General features: G+C 71.3%; 20 protein-coding genes. 9 read left to right on the plus strand and 11 right to left on the minus strand.

Annotation, left to right across the window (positions count from 1 at the left end; genetic code table 11):
* Positions 1-112: 112 nt before the first annotated feature.
* Together ACFP2T_RS06095 and ACFP2T_RS06100 are read right to left on the minus strand one after the other, a co-directional pair.
* Positions 113-1,141: a sigma-70 family RNA polymerase sigma factor gene (locus ACFP2T_RS06095; RefSeq protein WP_377418247.1), complete on the minus strand. Its 1,029-nt coding sequence runs from the start codon at positions 1,139-1,141 to the stop codon at positions 113-115.
* Between the two features lie 87 nt (positions 1,142-1,228).
* Positions 1,229-2,341: a geranylgeranyl reductase family protein gene (locus ACFP2T_RS06100; protein ID WP_377418250.1), complete on the minus strand. Its 1,113-nt coding sequence runs from the start codon at positions 2,339-2,341 to the stop codon at positions 1,229-1,231.
* 150 nt (positions 2,342-2,491) lie between these two features.
* Here ACFP2T_RS06100 and ACFP2T_RS06105 point away from each other — a divergent pair, with 150 nt between their 5' ends.
* Both ACFP2T_RS06105 and ACFP2T_RS06110 read left to right on the plus strand, forming a co-directional pair.
* Positions 2,492-2,728 carry a hypothetical protein gene (locus tag ACFP2T_RS06105; RefSeq protein WP_377418252.1) on the plus strand — a complete coding sequence of 79 codons (237 nt, stop codon included), beginning with the start codon at positions 2,492-2,494 and terminating at the stop codon, positions 2,726-2,728.
* Between the two features lie 343 nt (positions 2,729-3,071).
* Positions 3,072-4,589, plus strand: coding sequence for an MFS transporter (locus ACFP2T_RS06110; RefSeq protein ID WP_377419905.1), 1,518 nt, complete (start codon positions 3,072-3,074; stop codon positions 4,587-4,589).
* A 108-nt stretch (positions 4,590-4,697) separates the two neighbouring features.
* On the opposite strand, the gene ACFP2T_RS06115 is transcribed toward ACFP2T_RS06110, so the two are convergent.
* Positions 4,698-5,294 (minus strand): MBL fold metallo-hydrolase, encoded by a 597-nt coding sequence (locus tag ACFP2T_RS06115; RefSeq protein WP_377418255.1) that lies wholly within the window; start codon positions 5,292-5,294, stop codon positions 4,698-4,700.
* Positions 5,295-5,541: 247 nt separating this feature from the next.
* Here ACFP2T_RS06115 and ACFP2T_RS06120 point away from each other — a divergent pair, with 247 nt between their 5' ends.
* From ACFP2T_RS06120 to ACFP2T_RS06140, 5 genes are all read left to right on the plus strand, one after another.
* Complete coding sequence (locus tag ACFP2T_RS06120; protein WP_377418258.1) at positions 5,542-5,730, plus strand: hypothetical protein; 189 nt, start codon at positions 5,542-5,544, stop codon at positions 5,728-5,730.
* 55 nt (positions 5,731-5,785) lie between these two features.
* On the plus strand, positions 5,786-6,280 hold the full coding sequence (locus ACFP2T_RS06125; protein ID WP_377418260.1) for an Asp23/Gls24 family envelope stress response protein: 495 nt from the start codon (positions 5,786-5,788) through the stop codon (positions 6,278-6,280).
* On the plus strand, positions 6,277-6,804 hold the full coding sequence (locus ACFP2T_RS06130; protein ID WP_377418263.1) for a hypothetical protein: 528 nt from the start codon (positions 6,277-6,279) through the stop codon (positions 6,802-6,804). The genes ACFP2T_RS06125 and ACFP2T_RS06130 overlap by 4 nt, the downstream gene beginning before the upstream one ends.
* A 2-nt stretch (positions 6,805-6,806) precedes the next feature.
* Positions 6,807-7,352 carry a DUF6286 domain-containing protein gene (locus ACFP2T_RS06135; protein WP_377418266.1) on the plus strand — a complete coding sequence of 182 codons (546 nt, stop codon included), beginning with the start codon at positions 6,807-6,809 and terminating at the stop codon, positions 7,350-7,352.
* A gap of 114 nt (positions 7,353-7,466) precedes the next feature.
* Positions 7,467-8,069 carry a hypothetical protein gene (locus tag ACFP2T_RS06140; protein ID WP_377418269.1) on the plus strand — a complete coding sequence of 201 codons (603 nt, stop codon included), beginning with the start codon at positions 7,467-7,469 and terminating at the stop codon, positions 8,067-8,069.
* Between the two features lie 120 nt (positions 8,070-8,189).
* Here the strand turns inward: ACFP2T_RS06140 and ACFP2T_RS06145 are convergent, their stop codons facing one another.
* Positions 8,190-8,666 carry a MarR family winged helix-turn-helix transcriptional regulator gene (locus tag ACFP2T_RS06145; RefSeq protein ID WP_377418272.1) on the minus strand — a complete coding sequence of 159 codons (477 nt, stop codon included), beginning with the start codon at positions 8,664-8,666 and terminating at the stop codon, positions 8,190-8,192.
* Positions 8,667-8,740: 74 nt separating this feature from the next.
* Between ACFP2T_RS06145 and ACFP2T_RS06150 the strand changes: the two genes are divergently transcribed.
* A complete protein-coding gene (locus tag ACFP2T_RS06150) occupies positions 8,741-9,115 on the plus strand; it encodes a cupin domain-containing protein (RefSeq protein ID WP_377418275.1) in 375 nt (124 codons plus the stop codon).
* A gap of 128 nt (positions 9,116-9,243) precedes the next feature.
* On the opposite strand, the gene ACFP2T_RS06155 is transcribed toward ACFP2T_RS06150, so the two are convergent.
* The 7 genes from ACFP2T_RS06155 to ACFP2T_RS06185 all read right to left on the minus strand — a co-directional run bounded on the left by ACFP2T_RS06155 (position 9,244) and on the right by ACFP2T_RS06185 (position 17,644).
* Positions 9,244-9,864: a response regulator gene (locus ACFP2T_RS06155; RefSeq protein ID WP_377419907.1), complete on the minus strand. Its 621-nt coding sequence runs from the start codon at positions 9,862-9,864 to the stop codon at positions 9,244-9,246.
* 59 nt (positions 9,865-9,923) lie between these two features.
* Positions 9,924-11,324 carry a sensor histidine kinase gene (locus tag ACFP2T_RS06160; RefSeq protein WP_377418278.1) on the minus strand — a complete coding sequence of 467 codons (1,401 nt, stop codon included), beginning with the start codon at positions 11,322-11,324 and terminating at the stop codon, positions 9,924-9,926.
* Between the two features lie 28 nt (positions 11,325-11,352).
* The gene (locus ACFP2T_RS06165; RefSeq protein ID WP_377418282.1) at positions 11,353-12,195 is read right to left on the minus strand and encodes an ABC transporter permease; all 843 of its coding nucleotides are present in this window, start codon (positions 12,193-12,195) and stop codon (positions 11,353-11,355) included.
* 73 nt (positions 12,196-12,268) lie between these two features.
* Positions 12,269-13,270, minus strand: a complete 1,002-nt coding sequence (locus ACFP2T_RS06170; RefSeq protein WP_377418285.1) for an ABC transporter ATP-binding protein — start codon at positions 13,268-13,270, stop codon at positions 12,269-12,271.
* 103 nt (positions 13,271-13,373) lie between these two features.
* Entirely contained in the window at positions 13,374-14,129 is a 756-nt protein-coding gene (gene erm, locus ACFP2T_RS06175) for an ErmE/ErmH/ErmO/ErmR family 23S rRNA (adenine(2058)-N(6))-methyltransferase (protein ID WP_377418288.1), read from the minus strand.
* Positions 14,130-14,693: 564 nt separating this feature from the next.
* Positions 14,694-16,841 (minus strand): putative bifunctional diguanylate cyclase/phosphodiesterase, encoded by a 2,148-nt coding sequence (locus ACFP2T_RS06180; protein WP_377418290.1) that lies wholly within the window; start codon positions 16,839-16,841, stop codon positions 14,694-14,696.
* Complete coding sequence (locus ACFP2T_RS06185) at positions 16,838-17,644, minus strand: SAM-dependent methyltransferase (RefSeq protein WP_377418293.1); 807 nt, start codon at positions 17,642-17,644, stop codon at positions 16,838-16,840. The genes ACFP2T_RS06180 and ACFP2T_RS06185 overlap by 4 nt, the downstream gene beginning before the upstream one ends.
* 296 nt (positions 17,645-17,940) lie before the next feature.
* On the opposite strand from ACFP2T_RS06185, the gene ACFP2T_RS06190 reads away from it, so the two are divergent.
* Positions 17,941-18,309: an FKBP-type peptidyl-prolyl cis-trans isomerase gene (locus ACFP2T_RS06190; protein WP_377418296.1), complete on the plus strand. Its 369-nt coding sequence runs from the start codon at positions 17,941-17,943 to the stop codon at positions 18,307-18,309.
* Positions 18,310-18,352 lie beyond the last annotated feature (43 nt).

Here is an 18,352-nt window from a genome sequence, read left to right on the forward strand (position 1 = left end):
CGCGTAATGTAACGACCAGCCCCCCGCCAACATTCCACCGACCCAACTCGATCATGACCGAGATTCGGACACCCGGGACGAACGGCCGGATCGGAGCGTACGACGATCGGCTTCAGACCGGGGTCGCGGCTCCGAGGCTCATCGGCAGGTCGAAGAGCGGGAAGAGCCGCTCCGGGTCGAGGTACGTCGTTATCCCGGTGATCAGCTCCCCCGAGATCTCGACGACGACGAGTGCGAAGGGTTGATACCCGCCGTCCGGTCCACCCCTCCGGTACTGCCCGAAGGCCGGTGATCCGTTCGCCGACGTCGGCACGAGACGCGCATCGGCGCAGGCCCCGCCCGATCCCAGGATCGCTCGACGGATCTCGGCCCGGCCGCGCAGCCACCACGCGAAGGGCGGCATCGACATGGTGGCGTCCTCGTGCAGCAGGGCGACCAGATTCTCCACGTCGTAACGTTCGAACGCGTCGCAGTAGCGGACGAGGAGCGCCCGCTGCGTCTCGTCCAGCTGGCAGAGCGGCTCGGTGGAGATCATGCCCGTGCCCTTCAGGGTCGAACGGGCGCGCTGGAGCGCGCTGGAGACCGACGCCGCCGTGGTGTCGAGGAGCCGGGCGACCTCCTCGGCCGTCCAGCACAGCACGTCACGCAGGATCAGCACCGCACGCTGCCGGGGCGGCAGGTGCTGCAACGCGGCCACGAACGCCAGCCGGATGGTTTCACGCTGCACGGCGACCTCGGCCGGATCGGCGCCGGTCGGCAGGATCCGGTGGTCCGGAATCGGCTGGACCCACGCGCTCTCGGGCAGCGGCGTTCCGAGCGACGGGCCGGCAGACCACGACGGGCCGAGGTCGATCGCCCGGGCGCGGCGCTTCGCGCTGCGCAACATGTCGAGGCAGATGTTGGTCGCGATGGTGTACAGCCAGGACCGCAAGGCCCCCCGGTCCTCGTCGTACCGGTCGAGGTTCCGCCAGGCCCGCACCATGGACTCCTGCACGGCGTCCTCTGCCTCGAACGCCGAACCGAGCATCCGGTAGCAGTATCCGGTCAGTTCGCCCCGGAACGCCTCCAGCCGGGGCACCAACTCAGGCCGCCCGGCAGCGATGCCGCCGTCGGTGACGTCCCGAGCGGGTCCCGCAGTCATCCGGCCCCCTCCTCCACTGGCGTTCGAGGTGAACGATAGGCCCTGCCAGTGACATGTGCCGGAGCTGACGCGACCCGTCCGAGGGCGTCAGCTCAGCAGGGCCAGTGCCGCCCGTACCCGGCGTCGGTCCAGCGTCCGGTCGAACGTCGTCTCGCCCCGGCAGAAGGCCGCGAACATCCGCCAACCGGGCGGGGTGGCCAGCATCGTGTGGAAGACGCCGGGGTGCCGGGAGAACGCGGTGAGGATCTGGTGGCCGGCGCGCATCGACGGAACGAGTTGTTGGTGCACCGACCGGACGTACCCGTCGAGGTCCCCGCTGGCCGCAGCCGTACCGGCGAGCGCACCCGAGCGGAGCGCGAAGCTGATGCCCTCCCGGGTCCACGGCTCCAGCAGGCCGGCCGCGTCGCCGGCGACCAGGATCCGGCCGCGACGCAGCGGGGATTCCATGCTGCGGCACCGGGTCAGGTGGCCCGAGTCGTGGACCGGCTCCAGGCCGTCGAGCCCCAGCCGGTCGACGAAGTTCCGCAGGTAGCGCCGGGTCCGCTCGCCCTCGCCCCGCCCGGCGATCACGCCGACGGTGAGCCGGTCGCCCTTAGGAAAGACCCAGGCGTACGACCCGGGCAGCGGCCCCCAGTCCAGCAGCAGCCTGCCCCGCCACCGCTGCGCGACCTCGGCCGGGACCGGAATCTCCAGTTCCAGGCCGAGGTCGACCTGGCAGTAGTCGACCCCTACCTGGCGGGCGGTCACTCCGGCGGAGCCGTCGGCCCCGATCGCCGTGCCCGCGACGACTTCGGAGCCGTCGGCCAGCCTGACCCGTACCTGCTCGGGGTCCTGCTCGACGCCGCGGACCGCGACCCGTTGCCGGATCTCGGCGCCGGCCTCGACCGCCGCCGCCCGGAGCCGGTCGTCGAACTCCTCGCGCCGCACCATCGTCAGAAGCTGTCCCGGCCCGTGCCGGCGGGTGAAGCTCCGTCGGCCGTCGGCGGTGAACGTCACCCGATCCACCTGGTCGTCGGCGGGTACGTCGATCCTGGCCGCCGCGGCGGCCAGGGAGGTGCCGATCAGGCCGCCACCGCAGGTCTTGTAGCGCGGGTGCTCGGCCTTCTCCAGTACGACCGTCCGTGCTCCGGCCCGCGCAGCGGCGAACGCGGCGGAAAGCCCGGCCGGCCCGGCACCGATCACGGCCACGTCCCAAGTCACGCGTAGCAGCCTAGGGGACGGCCCGGCCGCCACCGGGCATGGGACACCGGTCACGACGGGCCGGGTCCCGGGATGCATCATCGCCGGTTCCGTGGGTAATCGCGGCCTCGCGAACTGCCCGACGCGCTGTGCTCGGGCGAGGAGGTCACGATGCAACAGCTACATCTGAGCGACATCGAACAGCGGGTGTACCAGGCGGTCACCACGCTGGAGGCGCGGGGACAGGTGCCGTTCCCGGAGGCCATCGCGGAGGAGGTGGGCTTACCCCCCGATCAGTTGACGACGCCGCTGCACGTACTCGGGGAGAAGAACCTGCTGCACCGCGAGGACTCTCCGCTGGAGGGTCTGGACTTCGGCCCACGGTGGTGCTCGCAGCACCTCGGCTGAGCCTGGAAAACTGCCACCGGCGCCACCGCGCGCCCGCGCGTCCGGCTCGGTTCGGGCTCGGCTCGGCTCGGCTCGGGAAATGCCACCACGCCCAGCACGGCCGAGCGGGCATCGGCGTGATTTGGGGTATTGTGTCCGCTGTGGGTCCTGTTTGCGGCGTGCTTCCGTGACGACGCCGACGGGGCGTTCACCGGCGGCCGGAGCCTGTCGACCGGCAACACCGGCATCGAACGGACCGTAGAACGGTCGTGTCCGGTCGGTCGGCGTCCGGCCAGGACAGCCGGTCGTGGCAGGGGGAAGCGGATGACCCAGACGCGGCACAGTCAGCGAGGGCCGATTGAGCGTGGCAGACGGCAATCAACCGGAGCGCGGCGGACGGCCCGGTCCGGCTGACCCGGCGGCCGACCCAAACAGCCCCGCGGATCAGCGCGACCGGGTCAGCAGCCGGCGCCGCAAGCAGGCGTTGGCGATCGGCCTGGTGGCCGCGTTCATGACGCTGCTCGACGTCAGCATCGTGAACGTCGCGATCCCGTCGATCGACGAGGCCATCCACGCGGACCCGAGCGATTTGCAGTGGATCCTGTCCGGGTACGCGTTGACCTTCGGTCTGATCCTGGTCCCCGCCGGCCGGTTCGGCGACATCCGGGGGCGGCGCAACGTCTTCATCGTCGGTCTCGGACTGTTCACCCTGACCAGTGCGGCCGCGGGCCTGGCCCAGTCGCCGGCCTGGCTGATCGGTGCCCGACTGCTCCAGGGCGCCGCCGCCGGCCTGGTCAACCCGCAGGTGATCGGGCTGATCCAGCAGCTCTACCAGGGACCCGCCCGAGGGCGCCCGTTCGGACTGCTCGGGGCCACCATCGGCATCTCCACCGGGGTCGGTCCACTGCTCGGCGGCGCACTGATCCAGCTCGGCGGTCAGCACGACGGTTGGCGGTGGGTCTTCTTCGTCAACGTCCCGGTCGGGATCCTCACGATGTTCTTCGCCTGGCGGGTGCTCCCGACCCGCGCCCCACGGCCCGCCGAACGGCGGGGTCTCGACCCGGTCGGCGTGCTCCTACTCGGCCTCGGCGTCGTCCTGCTGCTGCTGCCGCTGGTGCAACGACAACAGTGGCAGGGATGGCTCAAGTGGCTGCTGATCCCCGCCGGTCTACTGGTACTGCTCGGCTTCGTCGGCTGGGAACTCCGGTACCGCCGCCGCCGCGAGCCGCTGTTCGACCTCGCCCTGTTCCGCCTCCGCTCGTACTCGCTCGGGACCCTGATCGGACTGCTCTACTTCGCCGGCTTCGTCGCCATCTTCTTCCTCTTCACGCTCTACCTGCAGAGCGGCCTTCGCTACACCGCGCTGGAGGCCGGGATCGCGATCACTCCGTTCGCGCTCGGTTCGGCGGTCACCGCGACCCTCGGCGGCCGGATCGTCAACCGGTTCGGCCGGCCGCTGGTCGCCATCGGTCTGGCGACCGTCGCATTCGGACTTGCCTGCGTGGTGCTCGCCCTGCACTACGTACCCGGGCACGGGGCCCCGTGGGCCACCGCCCTACCGCTGTTGGTCTCCGGGCTCGGCAGCGGTCTGGTCATCACCCCGAACCAGAACCTCGCACTCTCCGAGGTGCCGGTCCCCCAGGCCGGCAGCGCCGCCGGGATGCTCCAGACCGGTCAACGGATCGGGGCGGCCGCCGGGATCGCCGGGGTCGGCGCCATCTTCTTCACCACCCTCGCTTCCACCCACAACGGCTGGTCACGGGCATTCCGGGACGCACTGCTGGTGACCATCGGATTCGTGCTGGTCGCGCTGGTCGCCGCGATCGTGGACAGCCTCACCGAGCGGCGTGGCAGCCCGGCGAGCCCCGGCGGAACCGGTTGACCCGGTTGACCCGGTTGACCCGCCAGGCATGATCATGGTGGCCGGTCCGTCGGCGCATCGAGCGGTTTCCGGCGGGTGGACCGGTGACGGCGTCGCCGGGACGGCGGTTCAGGCCGTCTCGCCCGGCCCGAGCCAGCGGTAGTCGTGGCCACACCGCTCGGCGAGCCATCCGTGCACGCTCCCCAGGCCGCGATCGTTGAGTTGGGCGTCGTGGATGCCGTACGCGCGCTCAGGCGCGACGGCGCGGACGAAGTCGATCGCCTCGTCGGTCTTCAGCCACGACCCCTGCACCGGAACGAGCAGCGTCTCGACCGGCACCTCGGGCCGGTGCAACGAGTCACCGGGATGGTAGACCCGGTCCTCGACCAGATACCCGAGGTTGACACAGTCCGGCTGACCTCCGTAGATCACGGCGTGCCGGCCGCCGAGCGCGCGTACCCGGAAGCCGGCGGCGGTGAATTCCTGGTCCGGCGCGACCGGGACGTGGGCGAGATCCGGGATCTTCGCCCCGGCGGGGGCGTACACCGGAACATTCAAGCCAGCCAGCCGCAGTACGTCGATGTGGTCGACGTGCTCGTGCGTGACCAGTACGGCGTCGGCTCCGCGCAAGGCCGTCGGCTCGCTCCAGATCCCGGGGTCGATCACCAGGACGGCCCCGTCCTGTTCGAGCCGGACGCAGGCGTGGGTGTACTTGATGAGACGCATCCAGCGAAGCTACCGGGATCGGCCGCGAGCCGAGACCGTCGCCCGCTCCCGCCTGCCCGGCCCTGGAGCCCGGCCCGTCGAGACGCCGCGCGGCCCTGAACCCCCGCCGGTCGACCCGATCCACCGACCTGCCGACCTCCGCAGCAAGTGTGGCGCAGATCACACAGAAGCTCGGGCCGCCGGGGTTCGACTTCTTTTCCAGCGTGTAAGCCACTGCCGACCTGCCGCACGCTCACCGGGAGGACCTATGTCCCGCCAGCAGTTCAGCTTCGTCATCGGTTTCCTCATCGCGGCGGTCTGGGCCATCGCCGGCTTCGGCGCGGCGGCGGGCGCCGTGCTCGCCGGCCTGGTCGGCTGGCTCGCCGTACGGGTCATCGACGGCGACATCAGCGTTGCCGGCCTGGCCGATCGAGCCACCGCGTCACGACGGCGCTGAGCACTGTCGGTAGGCGCACCGGACCGACCCAGGAGGCAGCAGATGAGGGCAGGAAATGGCTGATACCGGCATCGCCACCAGGGACGACAACCGCGAGAAGACCAAGTCGCCGAGCCGGATGGGCAGGTCGGACCGCGGTGAACCGGCCCGGGCCCAGCTGAGCACGGACGCCGGGAAGACGAGGATCGCCGAGGGTGTGGTCGCCAAGATCGCCGGATTCGCCGCCCGGGAGATTCCGGGCGTCCACTCGATGGGCGCCGGACTCGCCCGGCGGGTCGGCCAGCTGCGCGGTATGGTTCCGGGCGGCTCCGAGACGATCCGGCAGGGTGTCTCGGTCGAGGTCGGCGAGCGCGAGACCGCCATCGACCTGGACATCGTCACCTGGTACGGGCAGAGCATCGTCGACGTCTCCGACGCGGTACGCCGGAATGTCGTGGAGCGGGTGCAGGCGATGACCGGCCTGAAGGTCATCGAGGTGAACATCAACGTCGACGACGTCTTCGTCGAAGGCGACCAGGACAACGACAACCGTCAGCAGCGGGCCGAATGAGCAGGCGGGCGGGGCCGGGCTCGACGGCGAAGGACGGCCGTGCGGCGACGGCTGGCCGAGGCGCGACGGCAACGTCCAGCAACGCGGCGCGAACCGGCAGCCCGACGCGGAGCGGCACCGCGTCGCGAAACAGCAACCCGACGCGGAGCGGCAACGCGACGACGGCCACGAAAGCGTCGACGGACCGGGCCGCGAGGGAGCAGGAGCAGCCGGCCAGCCCGGCGACGATTGCGGCGGAGGTAGCGGCGGCGGTGCTCGCGGTCCCTGGCGTGACCCGACTGACTCCGGGGGCGGGTGTCGAGGTGGCCACCCAGTTCCCCGGTGGCAAGGTCACCGGAATCCGACTCGGTGATCCGGTCGAGGTGCACGTCGAGGTCGACCCGGTGCCGATCGCACCGGTGGCGGAGCAGATCCGGAACGCGGTTCGGGAGGTACTGGGCAGGTTCGGTCGAGGTTCGTCGGTGGAGGTGGTCGTCGAGGACATCGACCTGCCGGTGCCGGCCACCGCCACGGCAGGGAGCTGACGGTGCGTCTGGTCAACCGGTTGGCCACCCTGGCACTGGCACTGGCCCTGCTCGGCGGAGGATTGCTGCTGATTGCCGAGGTCGTCACGGTTGCGCTGAACCGGCCGTCGCTGGTCGTGGACCGCACCGGCTGGTACGACACGCTCACCACCGTACGACTGGAGAACGCCTGGGTCCGGACCATCGTCATCGGACTGGGCGTACTCGGCCTGCTTATCCTTTCCGGACAGCTGCTGCGCTGGAAGCCCGACCGGCTGCCTACCCGGCTGGCGGACGGCTGGCATCTCCAACGCCGCTCGGTCGAACGGCAACTGGCGATCGCGGCGGACGCGGTGCCCGGCGTGGCATCCGCGAGCGCCCGGGTCCGACGGGACGGGATCGGCTGGCGGACCCGGATCCGGGCGGTCGGAGTGGACTCGTCCCGCGCAGAGGTGGAGAACGCGATCCGGCGCGAACTGGACCGGCTCGGGGCCTCGGCCGACGACCCGGTCGGGGTGCAGATGGTCCAGCCGGGTACCCGGTCCGCCGAGCCAGGAGCCCGGGCGTGACCCGGCCAGGGGTCCGGGCATGACCCGGGGCAGGAATCTGGGCACGGCTCCGGCCACGGGTGGGAGATCGGAACGGCCGCGTGTGCGGACGATGCTACGACGCGGGGTGACACCATGACGAACAGTGCGCTGCGGGTGCTCTGGACGGTGATCGGCATCGTGCTGACCGCCATCGGCGTGGTCGGGCTGATCGCCAGCCTGGGACACCTCGCCGGTGTCGACGAGAAGGCGCCACTGCTCTGGTCGGGCCTGCTCGATCTGTGGCGTGACATCGACCCGTGGGGACTGGTCATCCTGGGCGTACTCGGGCTGGCCTTCGCCTGGCTCGGGTTCGACATGCTCGGTCGGCAGTTCCGGACCCGCCGCTACCCCGCGATGGGCGACCTCGATCTGCGGGCCGTCAGGGCGAATCCCCCGGACGGGCAACCGGAGTTGCCCGGGGCGACCCGGATCCGCGGAGCCCGCCTGGTCCGGGGTCTGGAACGCGATCTCGCCCGGGATCCACTGGTCCGCAAGGCGTCCGTCAGGATGGCCGGCACGGCTCCCCGACCGGAGCTCTGGATCGAGTTGCAACTCAGTTCACGGGCCGGATTGGCCGTGGTCCGGGACCACGTCTCGGCGGCGGTCGACCGGTTCCGGGACACCTCCGGCCTGGCGCCGAGCCGGCTCGAGGTGACCGCCAGAATCGACACCGCCCGCCCGGTGCGGGTGCACTGACCGACCCGACCCGACCCGACCCGACCGGCGGCCGAGGCGATCGGAGGCGATCCGAGGCGATCCGAGGCGGCCGATCCAGCGGGGGACACATCGGACCCGGTGCGTCGCGGGTCGGTCCGGCTACCAGAGGGGGCGCAGTGGCGGCAGCGAGTCGCCGGCCAGGTGCCGGACCAGGCGCGTGAGCTCGGCACGCAGGTTGGCCAGGTTCCCCGCGCCGATTCCGGCGGCGATCTCGGCCTCCAGGCCGTGCAGCACCCGACCCGCCACCGCCAGATGGTCGGTCGCCCGTTCGGTCAGTACGACCAGCCGGCGCCGCCCACCCTCCGGATGCGCCTGACGTCGTACGTAGCCGCGCCGCTCCAGGTCGTCGACGAGTTGACCGGCGGCCTGCTTGGTCACCCCGAGCCGGTCCGCCAATTCGGTACTGGTGACACCGGGACCACGCAGTACCTGGAAGGCCAGGCCGTGCACCGGGCGCAGGTCCGGGTAGCCGGCCTCGGCGACCCGCCGGACGAACTCCGCGAGTACCAGTTGGAATCCCAGACCGAGCAGGAAGGTCAGCTCGGTACCGGCGAGAGGGTCATGGTCTGTGGTCACGACCCATCTTGACACGACCAAGTCAACTTGCTTTACTCACCTCACAAGTAAAGCAGGTTGACTCAGGAGGCGTCATGATCGTGGTAACCGAAAACGAGAGCCGGACGATCCGGACGGCCTCCGGCGTGGTGTCCGGGCTGGCCGCACCCAGCCAGGGCAGCGGAGAACTGGCCACCTGGCGGGTCCGGATGACTCCGGACGCGGCCGGGCCGGTGCACGAGATCGACCGGGAACAGGTGTGGATGCCACTGTCCGGAACGTTCTCGGTCACCATCGCCGACGACACCCAGGTGATCGGCGCCGGCCAGGCCGTGATCCTGCCCGCCGGAGCGGTCCGACAGATCCGGGCCGGAGCCGAACCGGCCGAGGCCCTGGTCTGCATGCCGGTCGGAGGCACCGCCACCGTGCCGGGCAGCCCGGAGCGCCGGGAGCTGCCCTGGGCACGCTGACCGTCAGCACGGCGGCGCCGACCAACCCGGACAACACCGCCGACCAGCCCGGACGACACCGCCGACCGGTCGGTGTCCGGCCCTGGCCGCCAACGGCGGGCACCAGGGCACCGCCGGCCGGTGACGGGTCAGATCCAGCCGTACCGGCGGGCGATGCTCACCGCCTCGTGCCGGTTGGCGGCCCCGACCTTGCCGGCGGCCGAGGACAGGTAGTTACGTACCGTCCCCGGGGACAGGGAGACCCGCTGGGCGATCTCCTCGACCGGCGCGCCGTCCGCCGCCAACTCCAGCACGTCGGCCTCCCGAGGCGTGAACGGGCTGTCGCCGGCACTGATCGCCTCGGCCGCGAGCTGCGGATCGACGTACCGGCCGCCTCGGTGGACCGTGCGGACCACCTCGGCGAGCACCTCGGCGGTGACCGTCTTGGGCAGGAAGCCCCGGACCCCGGCCGATAGTGCCCGCTTGAGATGTCCCGGCCGACCGTGGCTGGTGACGATCATCGTCCGGCAGTACGGCAGCTCGGCGTGGATCGCCTCGGCGACCGCGATGCCGTCCAGCTCCGGCATCTGCAGGTCGAGCATCGCGACATCGGGTCGCAGGGACCGGGCCAGCGCCAACGCCTGGGTGCCGGTCGCGGCCTGCCCGATCACCGTGAGGTCGTCGTGCAGGCCGAGCAGCGCGGTCAGGGCACCTCGGATCAGGTGCTCGTCCTCGGCGAGCAGGATCCGGATGGGTCCGGCGTCCTGCACCGGGTCACCCACGCCCGACCCGCCGTCGCCATTCGGCCGGGGCGTCCCAGCGGCCCTGGTCACGCGGAATCACCGCTGCGCGCGCCGACCCACGACCCGGTGTCCCGGATCGACCCGACGTCCGGCGTGGGCGGCCCGGCCGGCGGTGGCACCACCGGCAGTTCCGCGGTCAGTCGGAACCGGTCCCGGCCCCGCCGCTCGACCGTGACCCGGCCGCCGAGCGGAGCCAGTCGTTCGCTGAGGCCGAGCAGGCCGTTGCCGAACTGCGGCGGTTCGCCCGCACGCACCCCGTCGTTCTCCATCACCAGGGTCACCAGCCGCTCGTCTTCGGGAATCGTCGGAACGTCCCCGATGCCGGCGCCGCCATCCGGCACGTCGTCCGGGACGTCGTCCGGCATCGGGGCGGCGGCCTTCGTCCCGTCCGGATCGGTGACAGGCCGGCCCTGGCGCAACGACACCGTGCAGGTGATCGCCTCACTGTGCCGCAACACGTTCGTGGTTCCCTCCCGGACCACCCAGCCGAGCGCGTTCTGGGCCTGCGGACTCAACTCGTGGCCCTCCCCCAGCACCCGGCACCGTACCCCCGCCGAAGCGAGTACGGACCGGGCACCGGCCAGTTCCGCGTCCAGGTCCGCGGAACGGTAGCCCCGGACGACCTCACGGACCTCGGCCAGCGAGTCCTGGGCGATCCGGCGCACCTCCAGCATCTCCTCCACCGCCCGGGGCCGATCCCGCTTGGCCAGCTGTGCGGCCAGCTCACTCTTCAGGGCCACCACCGACAGATTCCGGCCGAGCACGTCGTGCAGGTCCCGGGCGAACCGGAGCCGCTCCTCGGCCACCGCCAGCCGAACCTGGTTGCCCCGGGACCGCTCCAACTCCCAGAGCACCCCGAGCATCCACAGTGAGGAGCGGAAGCCGAACAGCAGCACGACGAACCCGACGAAGAGCGTCGCGACGGAGGAAACCATCACCTCGGCCGACACCGCGTCGACGAGCCCGACGCACAGCAGGACCCCGGCCATCCCGGCCACGCCGACCAGGGCGTAACGGGGAGTGGCAACCGTGCAGAGCACGGCGAGGAAGTAGCACGAGACGACGACCGCCACGCGCAACGTCCAACTGTCCGGATGGGCCGGCGGACCACCCAGCTCGTCGGCGAGCAGGCAGGCGACGATCACCGCCAGGGTCATCCCGGCCGCGGCCACGAGGAGCCCGACCGGACGGTCCCGGCGCCCGAGGTAGTGCTCGATCCCGGCGCGTACGGCGAGCAGGCACAGCACCGTGTGTCCCAGGGCGAGCACCAGCACGACGGTCCGGCCGGCCGCCGACACTTCGCTGTCGACCGCGCCGAACAGCGTCACCGGCTCGGACGCCGACACCAGGTAGAGGGTGGCCCGGGTGAACAGGTCGAACCGCTCGGGTTGGCCGCGCGCCCGCCACCATCCGATCACGTCGCGCATTCCCGGGCCTCCCTCGCTGCGAACCGGCCTAGTGACGCGTGTCCCAGCGGAACCAGCGACGGACCGCGGAGACCCCGATGGCCAGCCACAACAGTATGATCACAGCCGGCTGCCGGGCCTCGGACAGGACTCCGACGAAGTCCCGGGGTGCCTCGGCCCCCGTTGTGCCGAGCCAGCCGAGCCGGACCAGGTCGAGGACCGGGGTCAGCGGCAACATCCGGCACACCGTGGCGAGCGCGTCGGGCATCGAGTCCAGGGAACCGGCGACCCCGGAGCCGATCATCGAAACCACCAGCACCGGCAGGGTGGTGATCTGCGCCGTCTCCACGGTCCTGGTGAAGCCCGACGACGCGGCCGCCAACAGGACGAAGATGGCACACCCGGCCAGCATCGCGAGCAGCAGCACCGGAAGGTTGACCGGTACCGGCAGGTCGATGAGGACCATCGCGGCCACCACCGTCAGTATGGTCTGGGTCAGGGCGAGCGCCAGGGCCGGAACCGCCGCGCCGATCAGGATCTCCGCGTCGGTCGCCACCCCGGTACGCAGTCGCTTGAGCACCCGCTCCTCGCGCCGGGCCACGTACGTCGTCACCAGGTTGTAGTACACGACGTACAGCAGGACGAAGCCGAACATCGCGGTGGCCAGGAAGGCGCCGGTGGAGACGTGCCCGTCGCCCTCCAGGAACGTCGAGAACAGCCCCACCGTGCCCAGCGGCAGCAGCAGTGCCGTCGTCGCGGCGGTCTTGTTGCGCAGCAACAGGATCATCTCGGCCCGGCCGAGCGCGTTGATCCGGCGCAGGCTCACCCCGCCGAGTCCGAGCCGGTTGGCTATCCCGGTCCGCCCACTCGTCGTCTCCGCTGGTGCGGTCATGCCGTCCCCTCGCTTCGCTCGTCGCCGCCATGACCTGGTCCACTGAACCGGCCGATGCCCTCGCTCCGCTCGGTCACGGGGTTCCCTCCGTCATGGACCCGTCGTCGGAGTGGGCCACCGCGAGGAATGCCTCCTCCAGGGAAGCGGCCCGGGCATCCAACCCGCCCAGTTCCACGCCGCGCGGGTTCGCCCAGCCCAACAGGGCGGTCAGGGCCGGCTGAAGCGCGTCGGTGTACAGCGTCAGCCGCGACCCGGAACTCGGGGCGGCACCCGAGGGTGGCGGTTGGGCACCGGGCAACGTGGGCAGGTCGGCCGGGCTCGTTCCGGCGGGCAGTTCGAAACTGATCCGGGCCGGATGCGCGGCCACCACGTCGGCGACCGTGCCGGCGGTGACGATCCGGCCCCGGTGCATGATCGCCAGCCGGTCGGCGAGTTCGGCCGCCTCCGCCAAATAGTGGGTGGTCAACAGCACGGTGATGCCGTCGACCAGCAGCGCGCGGACCAACTGCCAGGTGTTGTGCCGACTCTCCGGATCCAACCCGGTGGTCGGCTCGTCGAGAAAGAGGACCTCCGGCTGGCCGAGGATCGCCATCGCGAGGTCGAGCCGGCGGCGTTCACCGCCGGAGAGCTGCTTCACCTGCGTACGCGCGCGGTGGCGCAGGTCGACCAGTTCCAGCGCGCGGTCGACGGGGTTGGCCCGGGGCAGCGTACCGGCCCACATCCGGGCCGTCTCCGCGACCGTCAGGTCGGCCGGGAACCCGCCCTCCTGCAACATCACTCCGGTACGCGGACGTACCGCCGCCCGCTCCCGGTACGGGTCCCGGCCGAACACCCGGATCGTGCCTCCGCTCGGCGGAGCCAGCCCCTCGACCAGTTCCAGGGTCGAGGTCTTGCCCGCTCCGTTGGTGCCCAGCAGCGCGAAGAGTTCCCCTCGGCCGACCGAGAAGGAGACGCCCCGCACCGCCTCGAAGCCGTCACTGCCGCCGTACCGTCGCCGCAGGTCGGTGACCTGAACGACGGTTTCCCGACCGGGCGGCGCCAGCGCCGGGTCGGGAACCGTCATCGTCTGGTTCATACCCTCGATTATTTGTTTTGCCGGTCGACGGCGGCAGTGCCGCCACTCACCGCTTTCCGGGTATCCCACCCGGCCCCGGCCATGACGAATCTCATGCCCCGGATCACCGCCCCGCCCCGTGGATCGCCTGGAACAACGCGATCCACTGCTCCGGCCAGACGTATCCGACCAGGGTCTCCGGCGGTACCCGGTTGGCGCGCAGCGCCGCGTCGACCCGCCGGGCCGGGTACCGCTGCCGGAGCGAGGCCCGCAGCGAGCCGCCGAGGCCGCTGAAGCCGAGCGCGACGAACCGTTCATAGTCGACGATCTGCCGGGCCGGCAGCAGATCGACCGGGCGGCGGTCCAGCCGCAGGATGGCGGAGTCCACCCGGGGCATCGGCCGGAACCGTTCCCGGGGAATTCGACCGGCCAGCCGCCAGTGGAACCGGGGCCAGGTCTGCACGGTACGCAGCGTCCAACGGCCGTAGTCGCCACAGCGCTTGCGGGCGTACTCGAGCTGGGTCACCAGGGTCGCGGAGGTCAGGTTCGGCGCCTCCAGGCACCAGTCGACGATCCGGCTGGTGGAGGCGTACGGGATGTTGCCGACCACCGCGAACGGCTCTTCCGGAGGCAGCGACGCGACGAAGTCGCCGTGCACCAGTCGGACCCCGTCGGTCGTGCCGAACTCGTCGTCGAGCCGGGCGACCAGGGCCGGGTCGATCTCGTACGCCACGACCCGCCGACACAGCCGGACCAGTTCCCTGGTCAGTGCGCCCTGACCAGCGCCGACTTCGAGGATCAACCCGGTCGGTTCCGGTTGGACGGACCGGATTATCTGCCCGATGGTGCTTTCGTCGCGCAGGAAGTTCTGTCCGAGCACCCGCCGCGACCGGTCTGTCCCGGACCGGGGCGTCCCTCCGGGGCTGGGCCGGGAGGCCCGTCCCTGGTCGGATCCGGACCCCACCGGGCCGGTGTGGTGGACGTGGCGACGGTTCTCTCGATTTCCGCGATTGTGCGGCACAGCCGTGTCCTCCCGCCCGGATCTGCCGGGCCGGTTGTGGGACAGGCGGCACGAGCGGCCAGGGCCTGTCCCGAACTGATTCGGACTCGGATGACCCTGGGTGTGCGGCTGCACGGCGGCTCGCGGTCGCGCGTCACCACGGACGCGGGAGACCTGCACCGGTCACGGCGACGCCGGGCGTCGCCAGGACGGGTTGGAGGTCCCGGCGCGATACGCCGGCGGAAGGGAACGACTGTTCAGCCGACGCCGCGACAGCGGGCGCCGGACGTCGAACGGGCTTTCTCCGTGTTCAGCCGGCCAGGGCGGATCGCCGGGGCCGGGGGCGGAACAGGAGCAGTAGCGACGCCCCACCAGCGGTGCACATCCCGGTCAGGGACCCGCGGATCAGGGCGTGGAAGGCGTTCGACACCCGCACACCCTAACTCAGGGTGTGGTCACCGGATCAACCGAATAACCAGCCTGGTCCCGGCCCCGGCCCCCGGCCATCCGGTTGATCACCTCGGGGTCGCCGGGCCGGGCGAACCACCAGCCCTGGGCGTGGTCGCAGCCCATCGTGCGCAGCAGGTGGGCCTGCTCCTCGGTCTCCACGCCCTCGGCGGTGACGGTCAGATTGAGCCCGTGGGCGAGCGCGATCACGCTGGCCACGATCTGCCGGTCCGCCGGGGTGCTGGGATGACCGGGTGCGAGACCCGCGATGAACGATCCGGCGATCTTCAGCTCCCGTACCGGCAGGCGGCGCAGGTAGGCGAGGTTGGAGTAACCGGTACCGAAGTCGTCGACCGCGACCCGTACGCCGTGCTCGGCGAGCGCCTCCAACGCGTCGGCCGGGCCCTGTGCCGGGCCCAGCAGGGCACTTTCGGTGAGTTCCAGTTGCAGCTGGTGGGCCGGCAGCCCCACCTCGTCGAGGGTACGCAGCAGCTCGTCCGCGAGGCCGACGTCGTGCAGTTGCCGCGCGGACAGGTTGACGCTGATGAACGGCGCCCGGTCGCCGAGTTCCCGGTACCAGCCGGCGGCCTCCCGGCAGCCCCGGGTCAGCACCCACCGGCCCAACTGTCCGATCAGACCGAGCTCCTCGGCGAGATCGATGAAGATCTCCGGGGCGATCGGCCCGTGCTCGGGATGGGTCCACCGGAGCAGCACCTCGGCCCCGATCGGCACGCCGTCGGCGAGCCGGACGATGGGTTGGTACCGCAGGGCGAAGTCGCCGCGTTGCAGGGCAGAACGGAGTCCGGAGCTGAGCGTCGAGCGGAGCGCCTGCGCGTCGTGCCGGTTCGCGTCGTAGACCTCGTACCGGTCTCCCCCGGCGGCCTTCGCCCAGTACAAGGCGATGTCCGCGGCCCGCATGAGGTCACTCGGTTGACTGTGCGGAATCCGGTCGTCGGTCACGCCGATGCTGACCGAGACCGAGAGCTGGTGTCCGGCGGCCGGAATGGGCTCCCGGACCGCCGACACGACCCGTTCCGCCACCCGTACCAGCTGGTCGAGTTCGGTCCCGGCGGCCGCGATGATGACGAACTCGTCCCCACCGAGGCGGCCGGCGAGCCAGCCGGGCTCGGAGACGCACCCGGCGAGCCGGCCGGCGACGGTACGCAGCACGTCGTCCCCGGCGGCGTGCCCGAACGAGTCGTTGATCGTCTTGAACCCGTCGAGGTCCAGATAGCAGATGCCGATGTGTTCGTCGGGCCGCAGCCCGTCGACCAGCTCGTCGAGCCGCCGGAGCAGCAGGGTCCGGTTGGGCAGGTTCGTCAGCGGGTCGTGCAGGGCCTGGTGGGACAGCGCGGACTGCAGGTGGTAGCGCTCGGTGTCGTCCTGCGCGGTGACCACGAGGTGGGTCATCGCGTCGTGTCGGACCGGTGCCAGCGAGAGCCGGAGCCAGACCGTGCCGCCGTCGGGTCGGCTGAAGGCGGCGTCCAGCTCCGTATGCGCGCGCCGTCCGGTGTGAAGATCATCGAGTGCCCGCTCGACCGCCGCCCGATGGTCCGACTGGCTCAGCCCGGTCAACCGCTGGCGGCCCAGTTCGGCCACCGAACGGTCGAGCATCCGGGCCAGCGCGGGGTTGGCCTGGACGATCCGGTTCTCCGGGTCGACCACGCAGATTCCGCTCGCCGAGGAGACGAAGAGGGCCTCGAAGCGGGCCTCGCTCGCCGCCCGGGCCCGTTCGGCGGTACGACGGGCGGTCAGTACCGCCCTGATGATCGACTCCAGTTCGGACTGGGTCCGCTCCCGCAGCGCCCGGGCGTACCCGGCGGCCACCCCGCCGAGCAGCGCGGCCCGGTCGGTGGCCCCGGCCGGACCGGTCGGCAGCCGGTCGGCGAGCGCGGCGATCGTCGTCTGCACCGCGTCGGTGTTGGTGTAACCGTCGGCGACCAGCGCAGCGCCGACCTCCCGGGCGGCGGCCTGACCGCCGCCGCCGGCACCGGCCAGCCGGGCCGCATAGCCCCGCAGCACCTGCCGCAGGTCGTCGAGACGCACCGGCACGTAGCTGATCCTGGCCATCAGCTGCGCCCAGTGCTGGGCGAATTCGTCGAGACCGGCCGAGGCCGAACCAGGCCCGTCGCCCGCGTCGGTCACAGTTTGCGTCCCACCCCGGCGTAGATCAGGGCGCCGGAGAACCGGTCGTCGACCTCCACTGTCGGGTCCGGACGCCAGTCCGGGAGATTCACCAGGCCGGGTTCGACCAACTCGAAACCGGTGAAGAACCGTTCGATCTCCTCCCGGTTCCGGGGCGTGAGCGGAGTCGGAGTGCGCCGGTAGAGCTCCCGGATTCGCTCGTCGGCCTCCGGACTGGCCCCGTACGCGCCCTGGGTCAGCACCAGATAACTACCCGAGGGGATACCGTCGGCCAGGGAGGCCACCGCCGCGTGCGGATCGTCGGAGTCCGGGATGAAGTGCATCAACGCGACCAGCAACAGCGCGACCGGGCGGTCCAGGTCGAGCAGGGCCCCCTGTCGGACCTGGTCGAGAATGTCGGATGGCCGGCGGACATCCGCCTGGAGCACAGCCGTCCGGTCGTCGTCCCGGAGGATCGCCCGACTGTGCGCCACCGCCACCGGGTCGATGTCCACATAGACCACCCGGGCCGCCGGGTCGATCCGCCGCGCGACCTCGTGCACGTTGTTCGCGGTCGGTATCCCGGAACCGATGTCGAGGAACTGGCGGATCCCCTGCGCCGCGAGAAACCGGACCGCCCGGCCGAGGAACGCCCGGTTGGCCCGGGCGTAGCGGACCGAATCGGGCCAGGCCAGCTCGGTCTGTCGGGCGATCTCCCGGTCCACTTCGAAGTTGTGCGACCCGCCCAACCAGACGTCGTAGATCCGGGATGCGCTGGGCCTGTCGATATCGATGTCGTCGGGCGCCCAATCCGGTTGTGTCACGGCCTCACCCCGCCAGCTCGATGTCCGCCGACCGGCCCTGGTGAGCGGCCACGACCTCGTGCTTGCTCCGCCTCGGCACAGCGCCGGATTCCCGAGCCGACAGCGTACCGATCAAACTGTGGTTGGCGAACCCGCGAACATCGAGACACGCCATCATCTTGGCCGGGCGCCGCACCGGAGGACGCCCACCGGCCGGCGGCCCCGGCTCCGCCCGCCGGGCCGGGCCCGGGACGACCGGCCGACGCTCCGGACGGGCGGACGTGATCACGGCCGTGGGCTGGAGTTAAGGTACCTAAATGGAAAAGCCCACCGTAGGTCTGGTCGAGGGCCCACCGCCGGCCGACCTCGTCATCGAGGACATAACGATCGGGAACGGCCAGGAGGTCCAACCCGGCCAATGGGCCGTGGTGCAGTACGTCGGGGTCTCGTTCGACACCGGCGACGAGTTCGACGCGTCGTGGAACCGTGGATCGCCGTTCAGCTTCCAGCTCGGTGCCGGCCGGGTCATCGAGGGATGGGACCGCGGCGTGCTCGGGATGCGGATCGGCGGCCGGCGCAAGCTGGTCGTCCCGCCGCACCTCGGTTACGGAAACCAGGGCGTCGGCAACCGGATCAAGCCCGGTGCCACCCTCGTCTTCGTCGTCGACCTGGTCGACATCAAGTAGCCCGACCTGACCGTCCGGGGTGGGTGGGTCCACCCCGGGCGCG

This window comes from Plantactinospora solaniradicis, from assembly GCF_042658085.1.
GTDB classification, from domain to species: Bacteria; Actinomycetota; Actinomycetes; order Mycobacteriales; family Micromonosporaceae; genus Plantactinospora; species Plantactinospora solaniradicis.